We start from the raw sequence: 21,534 nt of genomic DNA, 5'->3' as shown, positions 1-21,534 counted from the left end.
TCCTGCACCGCTGCAACTATTCCACATAGCATGCAAATGATTATTCCATAACAAAGCGTTAGTACCTGAGCAGCAGAAAATTTGTGCAGGAATCGAGATCATGACCAGTAACTATAAAACGCTCAGTGCTTAAAAGACCGAACATGAGACTGAAAGCTAGCGTCATGATATATGCTGCATAGCAGACGTATTTATAAGATACTTTTGCCTCCGCCGATCTCAGGGTATTTTTAGCAGATATTTAATGCATAAAAGCCGACGGTAAATATCGGCTCTTATCTTAACCTACAGCTCAAATCGCATGGCTGTAAAACAACGCGTAAGACTCAATGCCGTCGTTAGGCTCCTTGATACCCGCATTGGAGTAGTGAATCGCACGAATACCTACTCGCTGCGTATCCCCGATTTTTACGCCAGCACCTATGCGGTCCTCAAAGTTAAAAGCCGCGCCTAGATCTTTTTCACCTACCCGGGTGCTAGAGAAAACAGATACGCCAATGCCCGCCTCAATAAACGGCTTTAACTGGCCGTTACCAAACTCATATACAAACACAGGAGCAAATGAAAGCGAATGCTTAGCCGCTGCATAATGATTTGCGCCTTCCCAGTAGGTGTACCCGGCGTCCCAATAGCCCGTCAGACGACCCGCTGATGTCTGCCACCATTGCGTGTTCCAGTTAACGCCCATGGCCAGACGATACGTCATATCCCCCTGCCCTGTAATCCCTACTGACCCTGAAATATCGGTGGCCTGCGCCGATAGTGCAGATCCACAACATACCGCGAAAGTCATGGCTAATGAGAGCACTTTGTTCACTTCAAAATCCTTCTGTAGTTCCGCTACCATAAAGCTGCTGTATTCCAAGTGTTTCCCTATAGAGAAACACTTTGTAAGAGCTCATTTACCACATGAATTTAGTCTCAATGCCTAGGTAGTTACTATCGTGACCACCAGCATTACGCAATGACTGCCCCACTTCATAATGGACAGCCTCTACGGCGGTAGAAATATTGCGAGTCAATGCATAATCAGCACGCAACTGATTGTAATAACCCGTCCAGCGACTGCCCTGACCTGCGGTACCTGCCACCGGAAGATTTGGCTGTGTATAGACGGCATCATTAATAGTCTGCCGCCACAGCAGACCGACAGCGCCCATCACTGAAAGCCCAACTAAAGGTTTAACAGTAAGTGAAGGCTTGACATGGTAGAGGTTGCTGTAACCGGTATAGCCTGATAATGAAAAATAATAACCGTTGGGAAACAACGGGTTGAAAGTACCTAGAGTGCCATTTCCAGCTTGACGATCTCCAGATGCTGCGTCCAACTGTAGCCCTAATCGAGGACTCCAAGCGGCGTCCTTCCAGGTATAACCCAGCCGGCTTCCCGCGGCCCAGGCCTTGATGTTTTTTGAACCTACAGAGCCCCGTTGCAACATACCCTCTAGATCCCAATCGTAGCCTTGGGCATTGCCGCCCAAGCGAGCGTCGAAAATGTTTCGGTGCTCATCACCAGTGGCATCAAGGTAAGCGGCGTCCCGCTCTTCATACAGTCCATAGTAAGCAGAGAGTTCGTTACTCCCCCCCACAAGACGCTCTGCGCGAATCATATGAAATGCGACATCAGCATTGGACTTATCATCGAAATGACGTTGGTCCTGATACTGTACAGGGTGGCTGGCGATACCAATAAATCGCCACTGCGGAGTCTCCCAGTCAGCCCATACTGCATCAAAGGATTGCCTTACATTAGGTCCTTCTCGGCTAGATATGAACCGTTGCAGGTCAAAGGCAAAGTCCTGGCGCCCTGCACGTGCCTTGAAGATGTTTTCCCCGAACTGATCGGTGTACTCAACAAATGCAAGACGTAGATCCAGGTGATTCTGGTCGGCGCCTCCCACTGTCTTTTTGTTGAAAGCGCGAGCGTCTTCCAACTGCGTAAACATCCGCCAGTGTTCATTAATATGGAGGTCAGCATGCACCTGCAGACGCTGAATCAACCACGTATCCCGTTGCCCACGTGTTCCAAAGCCAGAGGCATCGTTGATCTCATAACGCTCTCGCAGCGTAGCGCCCAAGGATAAATAGCTCTGGAGATTATCGCTGGACAGCGAAATATACTTGAGGCCATCCAGTGGAGCGGTACGCAAATCAGGGTTGGACAGAGCAGACCAGTCTTCCTGCCATCGGTTGGTTTTGAGAGCGGGTCGCTCAGATGCGGTTGCGGACTCGGCAGCATGGCTACTGAGAATACCCAGTGGCCATGCCAGTACCAAAGCCCATGCGTAGGTCCTGCATGCCGGACGCTGGCGCATAAGGTTTCCTCGCAGTATTAGGATTTCTTCATGGCACCGAACTGGTGAATCTCAGCGATATAACCGCCCGGGAACTCAACCATGGCAGCGGTACGGTCGGCTTGCTGCAAGGCGAGAACAATGACCTTGGCTCCAGAGGCTTCGGCCTTGGCCAGGGTGGCAGTCAGATCACTCACCTCATAGCCGGTGGTCTCGCGCCCGAAGGGGTATGGAAGATGTCCATCAGTAATAAACACTGTCATCTTTCCAAAATCCGAAGAAAGCTCGATACGACGGAACGTTTTTCCAGGCTGGCCAATCTGCTCACCCTTCGCCTGTTTGTCATCAGCTACTACCTTGCCATGGGCAAAACCCAGGAATGCTTTGACAAAGGCATCTCCGCGATCAGGCGAGACGTAAACCCTATTCTCAGGAACCGTCTGGAAAGCAGCGTAGCTTGGGGTCTTGGTGTGCCAGTACAACTGCATGTTTACCCCGCCCGGCCATTGCACCACGGCATCCCGACCGATAGGGTCGGGAAAATCCTGCACGATGATGTCTGCACCATTTGCCTTTGCTTCGGCAAGCGCTACGTCCATGTCCTTAACCAAATATCCGTTTCGCTCAGCTCCAAATGGATAGGGTACAGGTGTAGTAAAACCAAATAACGAAACCGTACCTACAGGCGTTTGTAGCAGTTGCGAGGTAGTGCTGCTAGGCACAGGCAAAACGTTCACAACGACCTGAGGAGTGCTTTTTCCGCCAAATGTTGCAAGAAAGCTCTGAACGAAGCGATTGACATCACCTGGTGCCACGTACACGTGACTAGTGTCGTATTGTGGAGCAACCGCAACTGGTGCGGCCTGAGCACTCAGGCCAACTGTGAACGAGATAGCCAAGGCGGCAAATAGCTTCTTATGCAGATATCTGGGCATAGTGACAAACCATCGAGAATAGAAAGATGTCCGCGCTTAAGCGGGCCGTGCTAGAGCCTGGGCAGTCTATGAGGTGAGTGTGCGTCTGGGATTGTATGTTTGTGCTAAAGCAAGCAGGGTTCAGGCTTGCTCAAGCTCCCACCTACTATCTGGGCAGATAAGTTAGACGCGCCGTAATGTATGAATTGGTAGAGCAGCTGTTCAGCCGCTCTACTGCAACACAGCGTTTCATCAGGGATGCACGGGGTAATCTATATACCCCTGTGATCTCCACCAAAGAAGGTAGAGGGATCAGGCGTATTCAACTGAAGGCCTTCCTTGATACGACGCGGCAGATCAGGATTGGCCAAAAAAGGCCGGCCGAAAGCTACCATGTCTGCACGGCCGGTAACCAATGCCTGCTCTGCTGCCTCAGGATCATAACCTCCGGCAACAATGAGTACGCCCTGCCATATTGCCCGTAGCTGCAGAATAATTTCATCCCACTGCGGATCAAAATTTTCATCTTTTACCGTACCCACAACAGCAGGCTCGACAAGATGAAGATAGGCCAGCGGCCAGCGATTGAGTGAATGCACAATATGGCTAAACGTCTCCTTGGGAGTCTCGTCGCCCATTCCCATGAACCGTCCCATAGGTGTTAGGCGCACCCCTACTTTGCTTGCGCCTATTTCTTGCGCAACGCCTTCAACGACCTCCAGAAGAAACCGTGCACGGTTTTCATAAGACCCTCCATAGGCATCCTGGCGGTGATTGCTAGCGCTGTTGATGAATTGGTCAAGCAGATAACCGTTGCCAGCATGTATCTCCACACCGTCCATACCAGCCTGGATGGCATTACGTGCTGCCTGCCGGTAATCACTGATAATGTCTTGAATTTCGTTGGGCTCCAGTGCCCGAGGTATTGGCACCTCACCCCAGACGCCCTTACCCTGCTCATCAATAATGAATGTCTTTCCCGAGACGGGTAATGCACTCGGCGCAACAGGAAGTGCATGGTCTGGCTGGAAAGAAGGATGGGATACCCGTCCTACATGCCAGAGCTGCATAAAAATGACCCCGTCTGCCTCATGCACTTGCTCGCTCACCTGGCGCCAGGCGTTTACCTGCTCTGATGTATAGATGCCAGGCGTCCAGGCATATCCTTTACCCTGCTGCGATATTTGCGTAGCCTCGGTGATGATAAGTCCAGCCGTGGCTCGCTGCCTGTAATACTGCGCATTCATCGCGGTCGGTACATCTCCGGGTTGACCTGCGCGAGAACGTGTAAGGGGCGCCATGGCGATGCGATTGGCTAGATGATAAGAACCCACTGTGATTGGCTGAAACAAGTGTGCTGTCATGAATGCATCCTCGTATGTAACTCGGCGGTTAAGCGTCTAAAGGCACTGACGCAGCGTTAAACATCAGATGATTTCCAATCTCCCGACCATCCCTGTGCAATCGCCTGGCAAACGCAACTTGCGAGACCTGCCACTCTTTGAGTGCTTGGTCGATATCTGGAGGAGATGCACGCAGCGCATCAGAAAGCGCCAGGGCATTTGTGGCGGCTTTGGCTGTACTTGCAGCAGTGTGGGGACGTGGGATAGCAGCGGCATCGCCGAGCAGGATCACTCTTTTGACCACCATCTCGTCGACAATAAGGTCTCTGATTACTTGCATGAACGGCTGCTCTGTAGCTTTGACTACCGCCTGAAAGGAGGCGGTAGTAGCGTGTCAGCCTGTATGTGCAACTCTCTTCTCCACGTGTCTGACAAGAGTCCTTCGGGGACCGAGTAACTACGCTTTTGTCCGTAACGGTCTATAAGGAGAGCCGGTAACGTTTGCGCAGAAACAGTCCGGTACCATACCCAGTTGTACAAGCGACGCCCTGGGGTTACATCGTTATGCTCTCCGGGCACCAGATAGCCAAGGATGTGTGAACCTTGATTATTGGCAAAAGCGAAATTACCCAGTAAGACGCTTCTCACTTCTTCTGGAACAGCGCTTTCTGGTATCAAGCCGCGCCATGCAACATAGCCGGCGTAGTGCGGCTCGCTGTGAGCCCATAACAGACTGCGTACTGTCGAGCCACCGCCATCAGCACCAATCAGAAGATCAGCTTCAACACTCGCTCCATTATCAAATAAGGCGTCAACTCTATTAGGTGATATCATCTTGATATCATTTAACGTATAGCCCCGATGATAGTGTTCCAGTCCGAAAGCATTACGCAGGGTGGTGTAAATGAGTGACCAGGACGTTTGTATCTGTGGCGCATAGTGATGGCTTTGAACCGAGCCGTCAGGTCGAAAGACGATGCGGTACCTTGAAGCCACCCCTAGACTTTCAGCCGGAAGACTACAGCCGCTACGGCGCAAGACGTCAATTACAGACGGCTGCAACACAATACCTCCGCCTCGACTGTCAAGATCGTGCAGAGAGCGCTCGAAGACCTCAACCTCCCACCCGGCGGAACGAAGCATATTTGCGGCAAACAGACCGCCAAGAGATCCGCCAATGACAGCTGCTGAATGACTATTAGTGACGCGCGAAGAAGTGCCAGACATAGTTCTTTCCTCCTTTTGGCACTAAGGTAGTCTGCTCAGGCTAAGGTGATAATCCACCCCATAAACTCAGCTGCATTGCGTCAGACGCAACGGTCTCAGAAAGCAAGGGTCGACGCGTATATACCCAAACTGCTTCTTAAGGGCTTAAGGCCCAACCTGTCACACTTGACTTATAGCCGCGCACTGTTGTCTGGCGCACAACGCTTCTGGAAACGTATACCAAGCTAGGGAGCGCTGTAAAAACCCTTCTAAAATGTCATAGCTCTGCAAGATGAAGAGAGCTACTCACAGCAAAGCCAGTGCCTTTGCATAAAAGCTTGTACTAGAAAACTATTCCTGCAGCCCACTGTGTTAGGTGCATTGAACACGGCTCTAGAGAAGGAAGTGGAACCCAAAAGGGGCAGGTGTCAGCTTAAAGCTCTCTTCTTGCCGAGGCTAAAACCGAATGGTACGCACGAGTTTTTAGATAACTGCCTTTGATCTTTCAAGCCTCTTCAACCGCACGGCCCAGCGGTAGGTTTAATCGCCTGCGTCCCGTTGCATCTGCCACGGCATTACCCAACGCAGCGGCCATTGGTCCCTGGACAATTTCAGCAGCCCCAAGAAAGGGCTGTCCCGGTTGATCCAACATATGAACGTCGACATGACTGGGTAGCTGCGGAAAGCGCAGGATAGGGTATCCGCTCCAATCATAGCTGCGGACCCCTTCTGCGTTGTAACTTACCGCTTCGTACAAGGTCCAGCTCATCGATTGCACGATGCCCCCTTCGACCTGATTGCGTAGCCCGTCAGGGTTTACAATCTGTCCTACATCCACTGCGGTGACAACGCGCTCTACCTCAATGACTTGTGTTTGAGGATGCACGTATACCTGAACGGCAATAGCGCAATAACCCATGATGTTTTTGTAGCGCGCAAAAGCGAATCCAATTCCAGTGCCCGGCGTAGCAGGCCTTTGCGGCCACCCAAAGGCATCTCGGGTCTGCTCAATAACCGCCCGGGCACGCGGATCCGTGAGGTGGGTAAGCCTGAACGCGACGGGGTCGCTTCCGCTTTGCCGGGCCAGCTCATCAATGCATGCCTCAATCGCATAAATGTTGATATGCGCACCGAGCGAGCGCATGGCAGAGGTTCGAAACGGCATATCAGTAACAAAGTTCATGTCTATGCGCGTCGAGCCAACGGTGTATAGAGGAACCGCGTTACGGTCACCGTCTCCTTCGGGTTGAGCAATCGGTATAGAGGGGGCCGACACAAAGGGATAAGCCAACAGGCGCGCCGGAATCAGTCGGCCTGCATTGACGATCCGCTCGTTATGCGGTGTTGTCCATAACTCGTAGGACCAATCCTCAAGCCGCCCCTGGCCGTCCAGTCCGGCATCAAGCTGGGTGAGCATTGCAGAACTATAAGGTTCCCATAAATTTTCCTGCTCGCGCATCCACTGTACCCTGATCGGCTGGCCGGGCAGACGCATTGCGATCAGTGCAGCATCGGCCGCAGCATCATCGGCCCCATTATGACCATAGCAGCCAGACCCTTCGGTATGGATACATCTAACCTTTTCCAAGGGTAATCCCAACATTTCGGCAATGCCTGCCCTTAATGGGTAAACGCCCTGGGTGTGTGTCCAGACAGTCAAGAGACCCTCCTTGAACCACGCGACCGAACAGGAAGGGCCAATCGAGCCATGCATCAGATATTGCTTGGTAACCCGCGCCTGAAACCGCGCACCACTACCTTTGAGTGAGCCACCTTCGTGGCTGATAGGGTAACGTTTCGCTGGCAGCCTGGTGAGCAGCTCATGGATAGTACTCGACTCGGGCACTGGGTCTCCGCCATTCCACTGCGCCAATTCATACCCCTTGCGCATGGCCTTGATGGCCTGCCACTCATCATGAGCAACCACAGCGAGGTAATTTCCGTCGTGAACAACCTCAAGCACACCGGGCATGCTCCTGATGAGCTCCGAGTCGAATCGCTCAAGCGAGGCACTCGGCCTCGGCGGACGAATAACACGTGCGTGGAGCATACCGGGAAGGCGGATATCTTGTATGAATGCCGCACCGCCGCTTACTTTGGCAGGAATGTCCAGACGAGGCAAAGAGTGCCCAATCAACTTGAAATCAGATATCGGCATTAAAGGCGAATCAGCCTTTGCGTACTGATGCAGTTCCACGCCTGCGACGGCATCCGCATAGGTCATCTTCTGCCCTGAAGGAGCCTGGATTACCGCATCGTGGGTTTTCAGGATGGAGGGATCGAGACGCCAGGTTCGGCCTGCGGACTCGAGTAGAAGCTGACGCACTTGAGCGGCTGCATTGAACAACGCTGTACCGCTATCAAAAATACTGTGACTCCCGGCGGTATAACCTTCATTAGGCGTTAGCGCCGTGTCGGCAGTCAAAAATCGGATAGATCCGGGCGAAACCTCCAGCCGCTCTGCTGCAATTTGCAGCAATGCTGTCTTCACACCAGTGCCCAGCTCTACCTTGCCGGTGTATACCGTAATGCCATCACTTCCTATCTTGATCCAGGCATCCAAATAAGGGTTGGTACGTAGACTTCCAGGCAAGTCAGGTGCAAGAACCACGGTCCCTAGCGTATCAACTTCAGTATCGGCCAACACGCGACGTGACGCAGGAACAAGGGTAAAAACCATCAGCAATGCGCCCCCCTGGAGAAACGCGCGACGGCTAAATCCTTTCTCAGTACTAGCCGGCATGTTTCACCCCATCCTTACTCACGTGGCGAATGGCCTCAAGGATTCGCAGATGCGTTCCGCATCGACACAAGTTTGGCGCCATATGCGCGAGAATAGCCTCCTCGCCAGGATGCGGCTCTTGCTCGAGCAATGCCTGAGCCCTCATGATCATGCCTGCAATACAGTAACCACATTGCGCTGCTTGAGTATCGATAAAGGCTTGCTGAAGCGGGCCTGGTTGCTCAGCGCTACCCAGGCTCTCAACCGTACGAATTTTTCTTCCTTCCATACCTGAACAGGGTGTGAGGCAGGAGAACACCGGCTTGTCGTCAAGCAGTACGGTGCATGCGCCGCATTGCCCTAAGCCGCACCCATACTTGGCACCATTGAGGCCCAAATGGTTGCGCAAGGCATAAAGCAGAGGCATGTCCGGGTCAATATCAAGTGTATGAGCCGAACCATTGACGTGAAGCGTAGTGGTCGTCATTTTGCCTCCTGGCGCAGATCATGGATCGTTGAAGAAAGATCAGTCCAAGGCTCGTCCGGTTGTGTTTGCTCTCTAAGGTAAGCTGCGAGTGCCTCCAACTGGTCGTCACTCAAGCTGGCTGAGAATGCAGGCATCACAGGACCGGGCATGCCAGGAACAGGCGCAATCCCTTCCATCACCGTTTTCAGGAAATTGCGTGGACTAGTGGCATGTAACGCTGAGGTCTGCTCAAGTCCAGGGCGAGCATCTATAGTTCTCATGGCAGCGCCAGGTGCATGGCATCCTGCACATGAGCCTTGGAAAAGAGCCAAGCCTGCCGCTTGCTGGGCAGCTATTGGAGTCATTTTTGAAGACTCTTTGGACCTGGTTGCTGCTGGCGCCTGAAGGCTGAGAAGATAATCAGCAATTGCTTCTACGTCAGCCAACGGCAGGCGTGCCAGCCCCAGGCTTACAGGCCGCATGGGACCTGCAGGAGTACCATGATTGGGGACTACTTGTGCGCGCAAGTACCCTACGAGCTGCTCAGAGGTCCATGGGCGTGGACCTGAACTCATCCCACGTAACGAAGGTGCCTCCCAACCGTCTACGACACCACCTGCCAGAGACTGCCCTGACTTTTCCGCGCCAAGCGCATTAAGCGGTGTATGACACCCTGCGCAGTGCCCCGCCCCCTCAACCAGATACTTTCCTCGATTCCATGTCTGCGACTTGTCCGGTAAGGCAGTAATTCTGTCGCTGTGTAAAAACAGCAAATTCCAGAACGACACCAGGGGCCGTATGTTCATGGGAAAATTCATCTGGTTAGGCGTCGCCGGCGCATGCACCCCTGGCCCGCTTATAAGGTACATATAAGCATCGCGAATATCCTCATCCGTCATTCGGCTGTAATGCACATAGGGAAAGGCGGGGTAGAGAAAGTGGCCATCCCTTGAGATACCCTGACGCATGGCCCGCTCAAATGCAGGCAGCGACCATCGTCCGATTCCAGTGTCAGGATCGGGGGTAATGTTAGTGCTGTAAAGCGTGCCGAAAGGGGTAACCAGCCCCAGCCCACCGGCCAGATACTTTCCACCTGGCCGGGTATGACAGACAGCACAGTCACCCGCTTCTACTACCCTCGCCCCACGAAGCAGTTGCTCGGAATCGAAGTGCTGAGGAAGCTCGACTGGCTCAATTGCCGGGCGCCACATCAGCAGAAACGCACTTACGCCTCCGAAGACTACAACCATTAGCGCCGCGGCCAACCATAGTGATCGTCGGGTCATCGCAACACCCCGCACAGATCCTTGTAACACGCAGTGTAAAGGGCGGACCAGAACACAAGCGTTATGCATATTGATAACAAGGCACAGTGCAAGTGGTTATGGCCGCTCGGTTGCGACTTTAAAGCTGAGCTTGCACTGAAGAAGTCTGTGGGTAAGTCTTTCGATAGTCTTGCTCCCAAGCGCACTGACAATGCTTCGAAACAAGGGTTGGCTATGCCATAAAGCAGAGCACGGTATCGAGCAATATCAGCCATGCGTCGCCACTGAGCAGGGAGAGATGGCAAGACAAGTAATCGCCCCAGATATAAATGCTCTTCCGGTATAGCTGTTTGGCTGAGCGCCGGATAACCGCATGAGTATAGCGACCCTAATGGGTCACTTCTATCAATGCTACTTTCACAGCTCGGCGTCCCCTTCAACGCATCGAGAAAACGCCATGCCATGGTCTTCAAGTATTTATTTGGACATAGAGGCAGGTTCATAAGCCGTCTCCCAGACCACCGGCTCGACCGTTTGGCCGTGGTTAGATGACCTAAGAGTAAAAAATACCTATGAACCGGAGTATCCGAAACAGACGCAACGGCGTTTTGCGCCAAGAGCAAAGCTGCCGTTCCCTACGCTTTGATGTTTTCCTTAAAATACCTGCAACGTGATCATACGGCATGACTCTAGCCCTCCGTCCATCATGGTCCATGGCCAGTAGCGTCCTACTTTTGTACGCAGGTGTGAGCTTTAGTAGTGAAAGCTTTCCTTCAAGGCTGGGAAAAGCTCAACCATGGCCCATTAAGTCAGCTGCATCGCTGGATTTTGCCGGGTAGTTATACAGACTGACGGGGTAGCGTGAGGTTTATGTGCCTAATCCAAACAGCTATAGGATTGAATGCAATCTAGATAAGACTCTCGTCATCAGCATCGCTTAATAGACGAGGCGCCTGTCTGAGGTTGGTCCGAAAATTGTAGCCATATCAAGTCTTGTGCTTGCCCTGTTTGCTCTGTACTGAAAAGCCACTATTAAGAGCACGTTTATTCAATCCTTCTGCCAGGTATCAATCTAACTTGAAGTGGCCATACCAAGTCTGGTCAGAACCGGAATTGATATTTGCCAGGTCGCTCAGATGGATAAATTACTTGCGCTTAGAATGTTTGTGGAAACTGTACGCTGTGGCGGCTACTCTGCTGCCGCGCGCAAGCTTCAAATTGCCACCTCATCGGTTACTCGGCAAGTTGCGGCCCTGGAGGCTGAACTAGGCTCTGCTCTGCTGAACCGCAGTACCCGACATAACTTCCCTACTGAAGCAGGTCAGTTATATTTTGATAGCGCTGTCGCTATTCTCGAAGCTTTGGAGCGCGCCGACAATGCAGTCACCGATCGCGGTACCTGCGCACGCGGCAAGCTGCGTGTCAGTGTACCCGTAGAGTTCGGTCGACGGGTTATTGCACCTCATCTGCCACGTCTACTTGCTCAGCATCCCGACCTTGAAATCAGCCTGCATTTGAGTGACGCGAGAGTTGATTTGCTTAAGGATAGGATAGATCTATCCGTGCGGCTCGGGTCGAGTGTGTCCACTGAAGAAATCATTTGCAAGCCGGTTGGTTGGTTTGAACGCTGGATAGTGGCCAGCCCTCACTATCTTGTAAGGAAACCCACACCTACCCTTCCCCATGACATAAGTGAGCATTGCTGTTTGCTCTTTGATTATGGAGGCAGTGGCTATACTTGGCTGTTCCGTCAAGGTGAAGAGCAGGTCTCCGTGAACGCTCATGGACGGATGCAAAGCAATAATGCAGATGTGCTGCGACGAGCAGTACTTGCAGGAGAGGGACTAGCCCTGCTTGCAGACTGGCTTGTTATCAAGGATGTGCATCAGGGCAGAATGACACGCCTGTACTCAGGCTATGATGTCCATCCAGGCAGCGCTAATGGCTCTATCAACGCTCTTTATTTACCCAATCACCGGGGTTCTACGCGCATTCGTGTATTTATTGATTTCCTTGAAGAGATTCTTTCTAGAGAAAGCACGAGTTAACACAATCCTGTATTGCTTCAAAGGCTATTACTGCCAAGGCTCTGTTTCAATTAGTTTACGTTAGCCATTTCCTTATTTGGATGTGTCAGAGTGGGACTACCGTACAGCTGGTATTTGGCGCGCCTGATCACTAGCGCTGAATAGCCGAGCTGAGACTTCGCTGCGTCCAACACTTCTAACTATGCTCTCCACGTAAATTATGTTCTTTCCCGTAATTGACTTTCTATAGCAACGGCAGGCATGAACTACTCTGACTATCTGAAAGGGCGATTACCGTCATTGTGCGCCTCTCACAATGCGTATGGCGCGCTCCAGGTCCCTGATTAGGGTGACTAAAGACCTTAAACAAGACTAAATCACCCTGAAAAATCCATGGTTCACACAAGAGGGATTGTTTAATTAAATCATTTCAACAATAAGCAGAGATCACAAAGAGGACCTGGTTTCAGCAGGCCCGCTTCGCAACGGCGTTAGAAGTCGATACTGGCCGAGAGCTTGACGGTACGAGGCTCACCTTGGGTCAGGTAGCCACCATAGGCAGACTGCCAATAAGCCTTGTTTGCAACGTTTTCAACGTTGGCGCGCAGGGTTACGTCCTTGTTTTCTACTTTGAAGCCGTACCGTGCGCCTAAATCCACTCGAGTCCAGGCAGGAATGCTCAGGTTATTGGCTGCATCAGCATATTGACCACCTGTTCGTAACATTCGAGCGTTAAGCGCAGCCCCCTCTAGTCCAGGTACATCCCAGTCAACGCCAAGGTTGTATTGAAAGTCAGGGACGCCAATTGCATGGTTACCATCATTAGTCCCCCCCTGCGTGTCTTTAAGTTTGGTGTCGATAAGGGTAGCACCTGCCAAGAGGCGCAGGCCTTGCCAGGGTTCGCCATAAACATTCAGCTCAACTCCCCGATTACGCTGCTCGCCCTCGCGAACATACATGTTCCCTTGGATATACCCGTCTGCAGGCTGCTCAATCTGATATATGCCCAGGCTGGCCCCAAAGGTATCGAGGTCAAGCTTTACACCGGCCTCGACTTGCTTTGACCGGGCAGGCGGAAAGACCTCTCCTTTATTTATAATGGCAACACTGCCACCTGTTGCAGGTGCAGTAGGCCCTTTTGCCAGCCCTTCAATACGATTGGCATAAAAGGATATGTAGTCCCAAGGCTTAATAACAATGCCATAAATGGGCGTAGTAATAGTCTCGTTGTAACGAGCGTTACGTTGCTCGTTATAGCCCCAACCGCTGACATTCAAAGACTGACGCCGTACGCCGGCGGTAAGCAGTATTCGGTCATCCAGAAAGCCTAGGGTATCAGAGAGCGCTATGCTTCGATTCTTGGTCTTGCCGGTGATATTCGGGTCGCGTACATCCCCTCCAAAGCTTCCATTTAAGGGAGGCTCCACGTTAGGCACAGGGTGGTACAGATTAGTAGTGTAACGGGTGGCTCTGGTGTACAAATATGCCGACCGTTGTTCAGCCCATATGCCTGCTACGCCAAGGTTGATCTGATGGCTGATCAACCCGGTTTGGAGGTGCCCTCTAAGCCCGCCCATGGCACTGCGGTTATCTTCGTCATGGGGAAAGAAAGAACTCGAACTGGTTATCGTCTCCAGCGAGTCAATCAGCGTTGGACTTGAGTATGTGCCTGCCTCGTGCGTGTGCTTGGCGCCCGCAGCAGCATACGCTGTCCAGTTTTCACTGATGTCATATTCTCCTCTAAGCATGCCAAACGTATCTTCTAGCTCGGACTTCGTCCAATCGTGACCATAATTGGTATCTGCTGAAGGTGCCTTAGGAATTTTAGTTAGACTACTGCCTACATAGACGACATTACGGTCGCCGTTAAGGCGCTGCTTCTGATAACCGAAGTCTCCCGATACCCGGAAACGATCGCCACGGTAATCAAGTCCGAGGGCAAAGAGTTTGGTTCGCTGGCTTTCATCATCGACGGATGTGTCTCCCTCTCGCTGCGCCAGATTCAGCCGAACGCCAAAGCGATCATCTTCCCCAATGCGCTCACCTATATCCAAATGCTGACCGAGTTGTCCGTCGCTAGTGAAATCAGTCGTGAACCGTCTTACGGATGTCTCCTCGGCCCGCTTTGGCTGAATATTGACCCCGCCGCCGATGCCCGATCCGGTTGGTGTAACGCCATTGATAAAGGCATTAGGCCCCTTAAAAACCTCAACGCGCTCTACAGCTTCAGTCGCAATAAGCTGTCGGGGTATCACCCCGTAAAGACCGTTGTATGAAATGTCATCGCCTGTAAGCGGAAAGCCTCGAATGACAAACACCTGAGCGGCATTACCATAGCCTGATGCCACTCTGACTGAAGAGTCATTTGAAAGGACATCACCAACAGTGTGCCCCTGTTGGTCTTCAATAAGTTTTGACGTATAGCTGGAAGTGGTAAACGGAACGTCCATGATGTCCTGATTACCCAAAATACCCAGCTGTCCACCACGTGCGACCTGTCCTCCCCCATAGGCTGGTGGTAACGCATCGGGAGCCGCTTCGGTTGCAGTAATAATTGTACTGTCGAGGCTCAGCGTTGAATTTTCTGTTTCGGATGCGCCCGATTCAGCAGCCTGTGTCGTTCCAAAGATAGGTATGACACACAAGGCAGCACTAAATACCAGACGATAAGGTTGCCTTAAAAAAACATTCCGTTCCCGAGAGACCATGGCCAGACATTCCTATGAATAGGTAAAAGCAGACGTGCACAGCAAAATCCAGCAGGAATGTTAGTTCAAAGCACTCTCAATCAATAATGCGTCTCAAACTTAATAGCACATTCGTTATATAGCCCTACTGAGCGAAATAAGATAAGAGCCATTATCTGCGTAAAGCTCACAGGCTTCTGGCATCGATCTTTGATACCGACTGGTCAGGCGCTTATAGCCCATGGCACTCAAGCAACTTCAGATACTCAGCTTGACCAGAAGGCATAAGGGCATGATTGGATCCTGCTACGCCTAAGTCCTATATCAGGTATGCCTGTTGGTGGATCAGTTGCTCAGCTCCTGAACGAGGAAGTCTAGAAACGTACGAGTTTTGAGGGGTATGCGCCGAGCCGTTGGATAAACGGCATTGATGGAAATAGGAGGCGCCTGCCAGTCAGACATTACGCAAACGAGCCGCCCTTCTTCTAGTGCCTTCTTCACAATGAACGTTGGCAATAGCGCAATCCCCATTCCTGCTTCTGCGGCCTGCGCCAGAAGATCACCATTGTTGGCATGCAGGGGACCGGTCACATGCACGCTCTGCGTCTCTCGTCCATTGCTGAGCTGCAGGCTCACGCCACCTTGGAGGTAGCCGTAATTCAGGCACTGGTGAGCGGCCAGATCACGCGGGATCCGTGGGATGCCCTTGTGCTTGAGATAGTCAGGGGAGGCAACCAGTACACGCGGTGCAGGAGCCAGATGTCGGGCCACCATTGAAGAGTCTGCAAGACTTGCAATGCGGATAGTTACATCGAATCCCCCTTTTACAGGGTCAACTTGCTGGTCGCTAAACACCAACTGCAACTCCACCTTTGGATGTCGCTGGTAAAACCTTGGAATCAATGGCCCCAACCGGCACAGCCCGAATGACATCGGAGCGTTGACCCGCAGTACACCTTGTACCTCTGCAAGACTGCTACGCGCTCGCTGTTCCGCCTCGTCCACCGAGGCCAACACTTCCCGACAGGCCTCATAGTAGTCACTGCCCGATTCTGTGAGATGCAGACTGCGAGTCGTGCGCAGCAGCAATTGCACGCCGAGCGCCTCCTCCAGCGCCTGAATCTGTTTACTGACCTTTGAGCGAGGTACACCCAGCATACGTGCTGCGGCAGCAAACCCATTGGCATTTACCGTAGCGACAAATGCATGCATGCATTCAAGGCGGTCCACTATTGTCCCTTTTTTAGAATCAATAAGTCTCTATTTTAGATAATTGTATCCATCTTAGACCAGGCCTAAAGTAGCGCCATACCGCCTACACAGGTAAACGCGCCGACGCGGCCTGTTAGGGCTTAGTTAGTCCAAACCTCATTTGAATGGAAGCCAACATGAACATGCTCAAGAAAACCCTGACCGCCCTAACACTTGCTGCATCCATCAGCAGCGCTTATGCCGCTGAGCCTGTTGCAGAGCATCAGACCCAGGCCTTCCTCGATGCCCTGAATGCAGGCGGTGGCAAGCCTCTTGAACAACTAAGCCCAAAGGATGCACGCGCTGTGCTTACCGGCGCACAGGCCTCTGTCAAGGTTGACCCGTCAGGAACAGAAGTAAGCGAGCGTACAATCAAAGCTGATGGACAAGACATCAAGCTGACTATTGTTCGTCCCGCCCAACAGAAAGGTAATCTGCCAGCGTTCATGTTCTTTCACGGTGGTGGCTGGGTGTTAGGTGATTATCCGACGCACGCACGCCTTATCCATGATCTGGTAGTAGGCTCAGGTGCTGTTGCAGTCTATGTAGATTACACCCCCTCCCCTGAAGCTCATTATCCTACTGCCATCAATCAGGCATACGCGGCCACCCGCTGGGTAGCTGATCATGGAAAGGAAATTGGAGTAGATGGCAGTCGCCTGGCTGTAGCGGGTAACAGTGTAGGCGGCAACATGGCGGCAGTCGTCAGCCTGATGGCAAAAGAGCAAAAAACACCCAAATTGCGCTTTCAGCTACTGCTCTGGCCTGTGACAGATGCCAATTTCAATACTGCCTCGTATAAGCAGTATGCTGAGGGGCACTTCCTGACTACCGGGATGATGAAATGGTTCTGGGATAACTACACAACCGATCCCAAACAGCGCGCCGATATCCATGCCTCCCCGTTGCGAGCCAGTACGAATCAGTTGAAAGGTCTACCGCCTGCCCTGATTCAAACCGCTGGCCTTGATGTACTGCGTGACGAAGGCGAAGCCTATGCACAAAAGCTCGATGAGGCTGGTGTTGATGTGACCGCCGTTCGTTACAACGGCATGATTCATGATTATGGCTTACTTAATCCGTTGAGCACTATTCCTGAAGTCAAGGCAGCAATGCGTCAGGCAGCAGGTGAGCTCAAGGCCCACCTGAACTGATCCTCCCATCCTCTCCCGGCAGCTTTATCTGTCGGGAGCGTTTTGCGTTAACAGTTACCAGGCCAGTCACTCATTGGCAGTGTCCTACACGCGTCATACCACATGTCCGACTACGTCCGGGCGTCACAGTCTTAAAGGATTTCTACATGCCACATGAAGGCAGCCTTCTACAAGCCTCGGTAATCTTCCTCTTAGCGGCAGTCATTACCGTTCCATTGGCAAAACGGCTTCAATTAGGTGCAGTACTGGGCTATCTGTTGGCAGGTGTCATTATCGGCCCTCAAGTCCTCAAGCTGGTTGACGATCCGGAAAGTGTCGCGCACTTTTCTGAAATGGGCGTTGTGCTCCTTCTTTTCATTATTGGCCTTGAACTTTCGCCCAGACGACTCTGGCTTATGCGCAAGGCTGTGTTTGGCGTAGGCCTTGCCCAGGTCATCGTGACTGGCGTCGCCATCGGCGCGCTTGCAATTATTTTCTTTGGCCAATCAATTGCAGCGGCCGTAATTCTCGGCTTGGGGCTTGCACTATCCTCCACGGCCCTCGGCCTACAAAGTCTTGCGGAGAGCCGACAATTGAACAGCCCCCATGGCCGACTCGCGTTTGCCGTCCTGCTGTTTCAGGATATCGCCGCCATTCCGTTGATTGCATTAGTGCCGCTCCTTGCCACACAGGGTGCCAATACAGGAGGTGAAAGTTTGTTAATGGCTGGACTGAAAGTGCTGGGCAGTATTGCCGTAGTCGTGATAGGCGGGCGTTATCTGTTACGGCCAGTCTTTCGAATCGTTGCCAAGACAGGCCTGCCTGAGGTTTCTACGGCAACCGCATTGCTTATTGTAGTTGGCACCGCCTGGCTGATGGATACGGCAGGTGTTTCGATGGCCCTTGGTGCCTTTCTCGCGGGCCTGCTACTGGCTGATTCTGAATACCGTCATGAGCTTGAATCCCAGATAGAGCCCTTCAAGGGCCTGCTGCTAGGACTCTTCTTTATCAGTGTAGGTATGGGGGCAAACCTAAGCCTTTTACTTGAAATACCTGCTTTGATCATTGGTTTGACCCTCTTACTCATCGCCATCAAGCTTCCATTGCTAATGATGATTGGCCGGATGGCAGGCGGCCTTGATGCAATCTCGGCATTACGCCTGGGGACTGTGCTTGCGGCAGGAGGTGAGTTTGCTTTCGTGGTCTTCAAGCTGGCCCAGGGTAATGGACTCTTTGATACCCGTACCTATGACATCCTCTTGATGACCATTACGTTGTCCATGGCCGTCACCCCACTGCTACAGCTTGCTATTACCCAGTGGCTCAAGTCCCAACCGCAGCCTGTCAAGCCAATACCGGAAAGCTTCAAGGCGATTGAAAGCGAAGGCCCACGGGTCGTTATTGCGGGCATGGGACGGGTAGGACAAATTGTTGCGCGCATCCTGCATGCCCAGAACATCCCATACGTGGCATTGGACACCTCCGTAGACACCATCGAAATGACACGTACCTTTGAACACGTACCTGTATTTTATGGAGACCCTACGCGACCAGAAATCTTGAGTGCAGCCAAGGTAGGTAACGCCCAATATTTCATCGTGGCATTGGATGACGTAGAGAAGGCAGTTAGTACTGCAGAGGTAGTTCAACGTCTCTACCCACACGTTAAGGTCATTGCTCGTGCCCGTAATCGGCAGCATCTACATCAGTTACTTGATGTAGGCGCCACCCCTGTGCGCGAAACGTTGTACTCAAGTCTTGAGATGACCCGACGCACCCTTGAAGGGCTGGGCCTTACAGCCAGTCAGGCAGACTTTAGAATCAGGCAGTTCATCACGCATGACGAGCAGGTCCTGGCTGCGCAACATATGGTACGAGAAGACCGAGCCAAGGTGATGCAGACCGCTCAGGAGGCACGTGTAGAGCTGGCGCGGCTTTTTGAGGAGGATGCTATTGATAGCCCTGCCTCAACCATTAGCTCCTGAGCCAATTAGAATCAGATGTTTGCCTTGTGTTAGGTTTTGTACGAAAAGTAGTGACGCATACAGCATAAAGACACATACCAGCGTGGCCATAGCCTCAACGCTCTTGGCCAGCCGGTGTTGGGTTAATAGTCTGCGTCTTTTCTTTGCAAATGGGAGATCACTGATCGGATCGCCCGTAAGGGAGTAAACAGCAAGCAACGGCTTGGCCGTCATCGCTGGATAGTAGAGCGTACCCATACCTGGCTAGCTGCGCGGGGCAACCTGTGTATCAGGTCTGAGCGCAGGCTTAATACTCACCGAGCCTTAGAGCCTTACTATCCCTGGCCTGCAGCCTCACCTGTATATGTCATTGAGGGGTTTTGTTAGCGGCCCTATAACCCCAACCTTACCCAGTAAAATCAGAACCTCAAAGGCACGACTACTGACAAGTTTATTGCTACCATTTATTCATATCTTTCGCTTGTGAAAACCATGTGCTTGACCTAGATCATCATGAGCCTCACCCAGCCTTTAGTGACAAAAGAAACCACTATAGAAAGGATGTTAAGCCTGCTAATCAAGTTGGGAATTATCCCTTGAATATTACCCGCGTCAGATGGGGTTACCCATGAACTGTATAATCTGGTTACGCAACCAGCGTTCACCCGGGTCAGTATCCTGCGCAGCACGCCATACCAGTGAAAGATTGGCCGGCTCGATCGGAAATGGCGGCTCTTCAACCCGCAAAGCGCCACTTGCAGCAAGTGCATAAGCAGCATAATCCGGCACTGTTGCCAGCAGGTCCGAATTAGCCAGGATCGCTCCCAGCCCGTTGAAATGCGGTACCCCCAGGGCAACTTGTCGCATGCGACCCAGACGGGAGAGATCCTTGTCGATATTGCCGCACAGGTCTCCCGACATGGAAACCAGCACATGCGGTCTTGCGCAGTAGTCTTCCAGTGTCAAAAACCCCGGACGACTGTCGGAGCGAATCACCAATGCACGAATCTTGCGCAGCGTCCGGCACTTGGCATTGGCAGGTAGTTGCGTCGTATAGCTGATGCCCATGGAGATTTCGCCGCTACCTAAAAGGCCGGGTAGCAACAGAAAGTTGGCATTTCGAACAACCAGCACGCAGCCGGGCGCAGCCGTACGAATATGGGCAAGCAGCGCAGGCAAGAGACCACATTCCACGTCGTCTGACATACCGATGCGAAAAACCGCCTTGCTGGCTTCAGGAACAAAGTCATGTACTTCGCTAATAGCACAGGACAGGCCGTCAAGCGCTGGATGCAGGCGCTCCAGGATTTGCAACGCACGGGGCGTCGGCTCCATGTGCTTGCCATTACGGACCAGGAGCGGGTCCTTGAAGAACTCGCGTAAACGAATCAGCGCCGCGCTGATACCGGGCTGGCCCATAAAGAGCTTTTCTGCCGTACGGGTCAGGTTACGCTCATGCATCAAGGTTTCAAAAATGACCAGCAATTGCAGGTCTACCTTGCGTAGATCGTTCCGGTTCAAAGGTGCTCCTTATAGCCGGCCGCCCGGTAAGGCGGCCGGCCTTGGTCTTACTTACCGGCCAGCTTGAAGTAGCTGGTCATCAGGTTGCGGTAGTTGGGGATGTGGTTGGAAAGCAGCGCACCCAGCCCTTCGATGTCATTGCGCCAGTCACGGTGCAGCTCACACGCTACGCTGAACCAGTTCATGAGTTGTACACCGGATGCACTCATGCGGGCCCAGGCCGCTTGCTGGACAGTCTGGTCAAACGTACCGGACGCATCAGTCACGACAAACACATCAAACCCTTCAGCAATGGCGGAGAGTGCTGGGAAGGTTACGCAAACATCCGTCACAACACCGGCCATGATGAGCTGCTTGCGACCTGTCGCCTTGATCGCCTCGACAAAATCGCTGTTATCCCAGGCATTGATCTGACCGGGACGTGGAATGTAGGGCGCATCGGGGAACAGCTCTTTTAGCTCAGGCACCAGCGGGCCGTTCGGGCCGTTTTCAAAGCTGGTAGTCAAAATGGTAGGCAGACCAAAGAATTTGGCGCTATTGGCCAGGGCCAATACGTTGTTCTTGAAGTCATTCGGCGTAAAGTCCTGCACCAGAGAGATCAGGCCGGCCTGATGGTCAATCAGCAGAACAAGGGCGTCATCTTTGTTAAGGCGGTTGTATGGCTTAGTCATGATTTTATCCTTTAAAAGTGTTGGCACATCATGAGCCTTTGAGTGCAGGCTCTTCTCGTACCGACGGGTA

Annotated in this window: 15 protein-coding genes and 2 pseudogenes; 4 read left to right on the top strand and 13 right to left on the bottom strand. The window is 52.3% G+C overall.

Annotation, left to right across the window (positions count from 1 at the left end; genetic code table 11):
* Positions 1-292 precede the first annotated feature (292 nt).
* The 9 genes and pseudogenes from IEX86_RS14550 to IEX86_RS14515 all read right to left on the bottom strand — a co-directional run bounded on the left by IEX86_RS14550 (position 293) and on the right by IEX86_RS14515 (position 10,231).
* Positions 293-817, bottom strand: coding sequence for an acyloxyacyl hydrolase (locus IEX86_RS14550; RefSeq protein WP_373290443.1), 525 nt, complete (start codon positions 815-817; stop codon positions 293-295).
* Between the two features lie 85 nt (positions 818-902).
* Positions 903-2,315 (bottom strand): alginate export family protein, encoded by a 1,413-nt coding sequence (locus IEX86_RS14545; protein WP_188866855.1) that lies wholly within the window; start codon positions 2,313-2,315, stop codon positions 903-905.
* Positions 2,316-2,332: 17 nt separating this feature from the next.
* Complete coding sequence (locus IEX86_RS14540) at positions 2,333-3,229, bottom strand: glyoxalase (protein WP_188866854.1); 897 nt, start codon at positions 3,227-3,229, stop codon at positions 2,333-2,335.
* A 231-nt stretch (positions 3,230-3,460) separates the two neighbouring features.
* Positions 3,461-4,572, bottom strand: a pseudogene (locus IEX86_RS14535) (alkene reductase).
* Between the two features lie 28 nt (positions 4,573-4,600).
* Entirely contained in the window at positions 4,601-4,891 is a 291-nt protein-coding gene (locus IEX86_RS25020) for a Rossmann-fold NAD(P)-binding domain-containing protein (RefSeq protein ID WP_229685350.1), read from the bottom strand.
* A 23-nt stretch (positions 4,892-4,914) separates the two neighbouring features.
* Positions 4,915-5,778: an FAD binding domain-containing protein gene (locus IEX86_RS14530; RefSeq protein WP_229685349.1), complete on the bottom strand. Its 864-nt coding sequence runs from the start codon at positions 5,776-5,778 to the stop codon at positions 4,915-4,917.
* A 484-nt stretch (positions 5,779-6,262) separates the two neighbouring features.
* Positions 6,263-8,500: a xanthine dehydrogenase family protein molybdopterin-binding subunit gene (locus IEX86_RS14525; protein WP_188866852.1), complete on the bottom strand. Its 2,238-nt coding sequence runs from the start codon at positions 8,498-8,500 to the stop codon at positions 6,263-6,265.
* A complete protein-coding gene (locus IEX86_RS14520) occupies positions 8,490-8,966 on the bottom strand; it encodes a (2Fe-2S)-binding protein (protein WP_188866851.1) in 477 nt (158 codons plus the stop codon). The genes IEX86_RS14525 and IEX86_RS14520 overlap by 11 nt, the downstream gene beginning before the upstream one ends.
* On the bottom strand, positions 8,963-10,231 hold the full coding sequence (locus IEX86_RS14515; protein ID WP_188866850.1) for a c-type cytochrome: 1,269 nt from the start codon (positions 10,229-10,231) through the stop codon (positions 8,963-8,965). Before IEX86_RS14515 ends, IEX86_RS14520 begins: the two co-directional genes overlap by 4 nt.
* 1,115 nt (positions 10,232-11,346) lie before the next feature.
* Here IEX86_RS14515 and IEX86_RS14510 point away from each other — a divergent pair.
* Positions 11,347-12,258, top strand: a complete 912-nt coding sequence (locus IEX86_RS14510; protein WP_188866849.1) for a LysR family transcriptional regulator — start codon at positions 11,347-11,349, stop codon at positions 12,256-12,258.
* Positions 12,259-12,728: 470 nt separating this feature from the next.
* Here IEX86_RS14510 and IEX86_RS14505 read toward each other — a convergent pair whose 3' ends face one another.
* Together IEX86_RS14505 and IEX86_RS14500 are read right to left on the bottom strand one after the other, a co-directional pair.
* Complete coding sequence (locus IEX86_RS14505) at positions 12,729-14,945, bottom strand: TonB-dependent receptor (protein ID WP_188866848.1); 2,217 nt, start codon at positions 14,943-14,945, stop codon at positions 12,729-12,731.
* Between the two features lie 324 nt (positions 14,946-15,269).
* Entirely contained in the window at positions 15,270-16,154 is an 885-nt protein-coding gene (locus IEX86_RS14500) for a LysR family transcriptional regulator (protein WP_188866847.1), read from the bottom strand.
* Between the two features lie 158 nt (positions 16,155-16,312).
* Between IEX86_RS14500 and IEX86_RS14495 the strand changes: the two genes are divergently transcribed.
* From IEX86_RS14495 to IEX86_RS25015, 3 genes and pseudogenes are all read left to right on the top strand, one after another.
* The gene (locus tag IEX86_RS14495) at positions 16,313-17,329 is read left to right on the top strand and encodes an alpha/beta hydrolase (protein ID WP_188866846.1); all 1,017 of its coding nucleotides are present in this window, start codon (positions 16,313-16,315) and stop codon (positions 17,327-17,329) included.
* A gap of 146 nt (positions 17,330-17,475) precedes the next feature.
* Positions 17,476-19,293 (top strand): monovalent cation:proton antiporter-2 (CPA2) family protein, encoded by a 1,818-nt coding sequence (locus IEX86_RS14490; protein ID WP_188866845.1) that lies wholly within the window; start codon positions 17,476-17,478, stop codon positions 19,291-19,293.
* Between the two features lie 156 nt (positions 19,294-19,449).
* A pseudogene (locus IEX86_RS25015) lies at positions 19,450-19,646 on the top strand (IS5/IS1182 family transposase); the annotation flags it as partial.
* 238 nt (positions 19,647-19,884) lie between these two features.
* On the opposite strand, the gene IEX86_RS14480 reads toward IEX86_RS25015, so the two are convergent.
* Both IEX86_RS14480 and ycaC read right to left on the bottom strand, forming a co-directional pair.
* On the bottom strand, positions 19,885-20,793 hold the full coding sequence (locus tag IEX86_RS14480; RefSeq protein WP_188866844.1) for a LysR family transcriptional regulator: 909 nt from the start codon (positions 20,791-20,793) through the stop codon (positions 19,885-19,887).
* 47 nt (positions 20,794-20,840) lie between these two features.
* Positions 20,841-21,464: an isochorismate family cysteine hydrolase YcaC gene (ycaC, locus tag IEX86_RS14475; RefSeq protein WP_188866843.1), complete on the bottom strand. Its 624-nt coding sequence runs from the start codon at positions 21,462-21,464 to the stop codon at positions 20,841-20,843.
* Positions 21,465-21,534 lie beyond the last annotated feature (70 nt).

Origin of the sequence: Pseudomonas asuensis, from assembly GCF_014646755.1 — a bacterium.
Lineage (GTDB): Bacteria > Pseudomonadota > Gammaproteobacteria > Pseudomonadales > Pseudomonadaceae > Chryseomonas > Chryseomonas asuensis.
Note: the sequence above shows the minus strand (reverse complement) of the source record. Positions and strands in the feature narration are given on the sequence as shown.

Bases quoted from the DNA above. Each gene is read 5' to 3' on its own strand.
- IEX86_RS14495 (WP_188866846.1), top strand. From the start codon at position 16,313: ATGAACATGCTCAAGAAAACCCTGACCGCCCTAACACTTGCTGCATCC.
- IEX86_RS14545 (WP_188866855.1), bottom strand. From the start codon at position 2,315: ATGCGCCAGCGTCCGGCATGCAGGACCTACGCATGGGCTTTGGTACTG.
- IEX86_RS14490 (WP_188866845.1), top strand. From the start codon at position 17,476: ATGCCACATGAAGGCAGCCTTCTACAAGCCTCGGTAATCTTCCTCTTA.
- IEX86_RS14530 (WP_229685349.1), bottom strand. From the start codon at position 5,778: ATGTCTGGCACTTCTTCGCGCGTCACTAATAGTCATTCAGCAGCTGTC.
- IEX86_RS25020 (WP_229685350.1), bottom strand. From the start codon at position 4,891: ATGCAAGTAATCAGAGACCTTATTGTCGACGAGATGGTGGTCAAAAGA.
- IEX86_RS14510 (WP_188866849.1), top strand. From the start codon at position 11,347: ATGGATAAATTACTTGCGCTTAGAATGTTTGTGGAAACTGTACGCTGT.
- IEX86_RS14515 (WP_188866850.1), bottom strand. From the start codon at position 10,231: ATGACCCGACGATCACTATGGTTGGCCGCGGCGCTAATGGTTGTAGTC.
- IEX86_RS14520 (WP_188866851.1), bottom strand. From the start codon at position 8,966: ATGACGACCACTACGCTTCACGTCAATGGTTCGGCTCATACACTTGAT.
- IEX86_RS14540 (WP_188866854.1), bottom strand. From the start codon at position 3,229: ATGCCCAGATATCTGCATAAGAAGCTATTTGCCGCCTTGGCTATCTCG.
- IEX86_RS14505 (WP_188866848.1), bottom strand. From the start codon at position 14,945: ATGGTCTCTCGGGAACGGAATGTTTTTTTAAGGCAACCTTATCGTCTG.
- ycaC (WP_188866843.1), bottom strand. From the start codon at position 21,464: ATGACTAAGCCATACAACCGCCTTAACAAAGATGACGCCCTTGTTCTG.
- IEX86_RS14525 (WP_188866852.1), bottom strand. From the start codon at position 8,500: ATGCCGGCTAGTACTGAGAAAGGATTTAGCCGTCGCGCGTTTCTCCAG.